Annotated in this window: 1 protein-coding gene; it reads right to left on the bottom strand. The window is 68.3% G+C overall.

Going from position 1 to position 501, the window contains the following annotated elements:
• Positions 1–501 (bottom strand): TonB-dependent receptor (locus J5M71_RS27425; protein WP_207838694.1); only part of this gene is annotated, 501 nt, incomplete at both ends.

Below are 501 nucleotides of genomic sequence, written 5' to 3'. Positions count from 1 at the left end.
CGAACCCACGCGGTACGGCCGGGTTCGGTGACAGGCAGATTCGCCGGATAGCCGAAACCGGCGTTGCCCGCGAGGTTCAGGTGCTCCGCATAAGCCTTGTCGAGCACGTTGTCGACGCCGACCGAGATCTGCACCGTCTTGCTCACGTTGTACTGCGCGTGCAGCGACAGCACGCCGAAACCGGCGCTCGGACCAAAGTCCTTGCCGACGACGTTGCCCTCGTTCAGCGCGTAGCGATGCTGCGGCGCAACGACCCGCCACAGCCCGCCCGCCGACCACGGCCCGCGAGTGTACTCGACGCCGAAGCGTGCCTCGAGCGGCGGCATCTGCGGCAGCGGCGCACCGCTTTGCACGTTGCGCCCCCACGCATACGCGAGCGACCCTTCGAAGCGCCACGGCGCGAGCGGACGCCACGACGCGCCCACCTCACCGCCCATGATCTGCGCGTTGACGTTCGTCGCCTGCGTGATCTGTCCCATCGGGCCCGTCGCATAGTCGAAC

This window comes from Pseudomonas sp. 43(2021), from assembly GCF_017490805.1.
Taxonomy (GTDB): Bacteria; Pseudomonadota; Gammaproteobacteria; order Pseudomonadales; family Pseudomonadaceae; genus Aquipseudomonas.
The sequence above is the reverse complement of the archived record's forward strand: the minus strand, read 5'-3'. Positions and strand labels throughout refer to the sequence as shown.